General features: G+C 61.7%; 4 protein-coding genes. 2 read left to right on the plus strand and 2 right to left on the minus strand.

All coding sequences use genetic code 11. The features are described 5' to 3' along the window. Both istA and istB read left to right on the plus strand, forming a co-directional pair. A partial coding sequence (istA, locus tag IT549_RS11410) for an IS21 family transposase (RefSeq protein WP_292973249.1) occupies positions 1–1,152 on the plus strand: 1,152 nt, incomplete at its 5' end. Continuing rightward, complete coding sequence (gene istB, locus IT549_RS11415) at positions 1,142–1,933, plus strand: IS21-like element helper ATPase IstB (protein ID WP_292973251.1); 792 nt, start codon at positions 1,142–1,144, stop codon at positions 1,931–1,933. The genes istA and istB, both read left to right, overlap by 11 nt. 67 nt (positions 1,934–2,000) lie before the next feature. Here istB and IT549_RS11420 read toward each other — a convergent pair whose 3' ends face one another. Beyond that, positions 2,001–3,686, minus strand: a complete 1,686-nt coding sequence (locus IT549_RS11420; protein ID WP_292973253.1) for a hydantoinase/oxoprolinase family protein — start codon at positions 3,684–3,686, stop codon at positions 2,001–2,003. Next, a partial coding sequence (locus tag IT549_RS11425; protein WP_292973255.1) for a thiamine pyrophosphate-dependent enzyme occupies positions 3,683–4,367 on the minus strand: 685 nt, incomplete at its 5' end. The genes IT549_RS11425 and IT549_RS11420, both read right to left, overlap by 4 nt.

A 4,367-nucleotide genomic window follows, 5' to 3' on the forward strand; every position in this document is an offset into this window, starting at 1 on the left:
CCGGGCGAGGCGTTCCAGTTTGACTGGAGCGAGGACTTTGCGGTGCTGGGTGGTGAGCGCGCCAAGCTGCAGGTGGCGCATATCAAGCTGTCACACAGCCGGGCATTCCTGCTGCGGGCCTATCCCTTGCAGACCCATGAGATGCTGTTTGATGCGCATGTGCATGGATTCCGGGTTTTTGGTGGCGTGCCTTCGCGCGGCATCTACGACAACATGCGCACAGCAGTTGATCGCGTTGGCCGGGGCAAGGAGCGTCAAGTCAATGCCCGCTTCCTGGCGATGGCCAGCCACTATGTGTTCGAGCCCGAGTTCTGCAATCCGGCCGCGGGTTGGGAGAAAGGCCAAGTCGAGAAGAACGTGCAGGATTCCCGCCATCGTTTGTGGCAGCCCATGCCGGAGTTCCCTGATCTGCCAGCGCTGAATGCATGGCTTGAGCGACGTTGCATGGAACTTTGGCACGAGATCCCGCACGGCGCGTTACCTGGCAGCGTGGCAGATGTTTGGGCCGAAGAACGGGCAACCTTGATGCATTTGCCGCCTGCCTTCGACGGTTTTGTCGAACACAGCAAACGTGTCTCGCCCACATGCCTGATCAGCTTCGAACGCAATCGCTACAGCGTTCCGGCGTCTTTTGCCAATCGCCCTGTCAGCTTGCGGGTCTATCCGGATCGGCTGGTCGTTGCGGCTGAAGGTAGTATCCTGTGCGAACATGTCCGTGTGATCCAGCGCAGTCACAAGCTGCCACCGCAGACGATCTATGATTGGCGGCACTATCTGGCTGTCGTTCAGCGCAAGCCCGGGGCATTGCGCAATGGGGCGCCCTTCCTGGAATTACCGCCAGCATTCAGGCAGTTACAAGATCATATGCTGCGCAAGCCTGGTGGCGACAGAGAGATGGTCGATGTCCTGGCACTGGTTTTGCATCACGATGAACAGGCTGTGCTGGCGGCGGTGGAGATGGCCCTCGCGGCTGGCGTGCCCACCAAGACCCATGTGTTGAACCTGTTGCACCGGCTGGTCGATGGCAAGGTAATTGGTGGGCCGCCGCTCGACACGCCACAGGCGCTGATGCTGCGCCGCGAACCCAAGGCCAATGTCGAACGCTATGACGGCCTGCGCGCGAAGATCGCAGGGGGCCGCCATGCGTCATGATCCAGCGAGTGCCGCCATCGTCATCATGCTGCGCAGTCTGAAGATGCATGGCATGTCCCAAGCTGTCACCGACCTGATCGAACAGGGCGCTCCGGCCTTTGAGACTGCCGTGCCAATGCTGTCGCAACTTCTGAAGGCTGAACTGGCCGAGCGCGAGGTTCGCTCCATCGCCTATCACATGAAGTCAGCGCGCTTCCCGGCCTACAAGGATCTCTCCGGGTTCGACTTTGCGACCAGCGAGATCAATGAAGCAACTGTCAGGACGCTGCATCGCTGTGAGTTCATGGACGGGGCGCAGAACGTGGTCCTGATCGGTGGCCCGGGCACCGGCAAAACCCACGTTGCAACGGCCATCGGCGTTCAAGCAATCGAGCATCACCGCCGCAAGGTCCGCTTCTTCTCGACCATCGAATTGGTCAACGCCCTCGAACAGGAAAAGGCCAAAGGTAAGGCCGGACAGATCGCCGAGGCCATGACCAAGCTCGACCTCGTCATCCTCGATGAGTTGGGATATTTGCCGTTCAGTGCATCAGGTGGGGCCCTCCTCTTCCACCTCCTGAGCAAACTTTACGAACGCACCAGCGTCGTGATCACAACCAACCTCAGCTTCAGCGAATGGGCCACGGTGTTCGGTGACGCCAAGATGACCACCGCCTTGCTCGACCGTCTCACCCACCGCTGCCACATCCTGGAAACCGGAAACGACAGCTTCCGCTTCAAAGCCAGCTCAGCGGTAGCCAAAACGAAAAGGGAGGCCACGCATGTCTTGACCCCAGCATAACCCGCAGAACATAAGCTTCAGGCGGGTCAATTCTCGATGAAAAACCCGGGTCACTTCTGGGTGGAAATCAACACGGCAAGGCCACCGGGATTTCCCAACCCTGGCCGACATAGCGCATATAGGCGGTGATCGCGCGCTGGATTGCCCCATCGGTGCCTGCACGCACAAAGCCCTCGGCTGTGGTTTTCAGACCGTCCAACAGGGCATTCACCTCGGCTGGGACAAAGGCCGACAGCCGCGTGACCTTGGACGCCAGCGCCTCATAGCCGAAGGGCGCCTTCAGGAAGCCGATGGCCGACCCCACTCCTGCCCCCGCCGGAATCAGGCATTGGTCGATGCCCAGCTTTTCGCACAGCCGCGCGGCGTGCAGCGGGGCCGCTCCGCCAAAGGCCACCATGACGTTGTCCGAGATGTTCTTGCCGTTCTCCACCGCATGGACGCGGGCGGCATTGGCCATGTTCTCGTCCACCACCTCGCAGATACCAAAGGCAGCGGGGGTGGCAGCCAGTTTCAGCCTGTCGCCGACATCGCGCAGGATCGCGGTTTCAGACGCAGCGGCAGACAATTTGATCGCGCCACCGGCAAAATTGTCGGGATCGATCTTGCCCAACACCAGATCGGCATCCGTGATCGCCGGACGCAGGCCGCCGCGCTGATAGCAGGCGGGACCGGGTTCCGACGCCGCCGATTCCGGGCCCGTCTGGATACGACCGATGGCATCGACCCATGCGATGGAACCGCCACCCGCGCCGATCTCGATCATCTCGATCACGGGGATAGAAATCTGCATGCCCGATCCCTTGGCAAAGCGGGTGCTGCGCGCAACCTCGAAGGTCCGCGCGGTCTTGGGGGCAAAATCCTCGATCAGGCAGATCTTGGCCGTGGTGCCGCCCATGTCATAGCTGACAACCTTCTCCAGCCCAAAGCGCTGGGCCACGTCGGCGGCAAAGATCGCGCCACCTGCAGGGCCGCTTTCGACCAGGCGAACAGGAAACTCGGCCGCTGTTTCCACAGAAATCAAGCCGCCGCCGGAATGGATCATGAAGACCGGGCAGCCCGCGCCTTTCTCCCTTAGCCGCACCTGCAACCGGCCCAGATAATCGGCCATCTGCGGACGTACATAGGCATTGGCGCAGACAGTGTTGAAGCGTTCGAATTCGCGCATCTGGGGCGAGACTTCGGACGAGATCGAAATCGGCAGGCCGGTCTTGGCCGCGATGATTGCCCGGGCGCGTTGTTCATGCGCGTTGTTCATGTAGGAATGGATGAAGCCAATGGCGACAGAACCGAAACCGCCGGCGGCAATCCGGTCTGCCAGCGCCTCAAGTGCCACCTCGTCCAGCGGCGCAAGCTCCTGCCCTTGCGCACCGATCCGGCCTGACACGGTAAACCGATCCTCGCGCGGGACCAGTGGCGAGGGAAGCTGCATGTTCAGGTCATACTGGTCAAACCGGCTTTCGGTCCGCATCTCGATCACGTCACGGAAGCCTTCCGTCGTGACAAAGGCCGTCCGTGCGCCGCGCCGTTCAATCAGGGCATTTGTCGCCAGCGTGGTGCCGTGAATCACGATCTCCAGATCGCCATATCCAAGTTCGGCCTCGGCCAACACAATGTCGATCCCGTCCAGGATGGCTTGCTCTGGCGCTGTGTAATTCGTCAGCACCTTCGTGGAATGCATGCCCTTGGGCGTTTCCAGCGCGATGTCGGTGAAGGTGCCACCAATATCGGCACCAAGTCGGATTTGAGAGGTCATTTCTTGTCCTTTGCCGCAAGGGCAGCTTCACGCATCTGGGACAGCGTCTGGCGCGGGGTCAGCGCTTCGGGGCTGATGTCCAGGTCCAGCACCGCGCCCGTGCGCGAGGCCAGTGCGCGGGCAAAGGCGGCGGGGAAATCCTCGGTCCGCTCCACCCGTTCGGCGTGAAAGCCATAGGACTTGGCCAGCATGACGAAATCGGGGTTTTCCAACGTGGTGCCCGAAACCCGTGCCGGGTAGTGGCGTTCCTGATGTGCCCGGATCGTGCCATAGATGCCGTTGTTCAAGATCAGGATGATCGGCTGCGCCCCCGCCTGCATCGCTGTCCCCAGCTCCTGGCAGTTCATCTGAAAATCGCCGTCCCCGGCAAAGCAGACAACCGTGCGCTCAGGGTGGGCCACCTTTGCCGCCACTGCGGCAGGCACGCCATAACCCATGGCCCCCGATTGCGGCGCCAGAAGCCGCGCCTTGGGGCCGAACTTGAAGAACTTGTTCGGCCAGACGGTAAAGTTGCCCGCGCCGTTGGTCAGGATCACATCTTCGGGCAGGATGTCCCGCAGGTGCGCCGTGGCCAGCCCCATATCGACCGGAGAGGGCTGCGGACCAAGGTCAAACCCCGCCTCCCACTCGGCCCGCGCTTGCGCACGCCAAGCCGCCCAAGCGCCGGACACCGGGCGCAGC

Source organism: Novosphingobium sp. (genome assembly GCF_020852455.1).
Classification (GTDB): Bacteria; Pseudomonadota; Alphaproteobacteria; order Sphingomonadales; family Sphingomonadaceae; genus Novosphingobium.

Excerpts from the sequence above, each read along its gene's own strand:
- istB (WP_292973251.1), top strand. The coding sequence starts at position 1,142 with ATGCGTCATGATCCAGCGAGTGCCGCCATCGTCATCATGCTGCGCAGT.
- IT549_RS11420 (WP_292973253.1), bottom strand. The coding sequence starts at position 3,686 with ATGACCTCTCAAATCCGACTTGGTGCCGATATTGGTGGCACCTTCACC.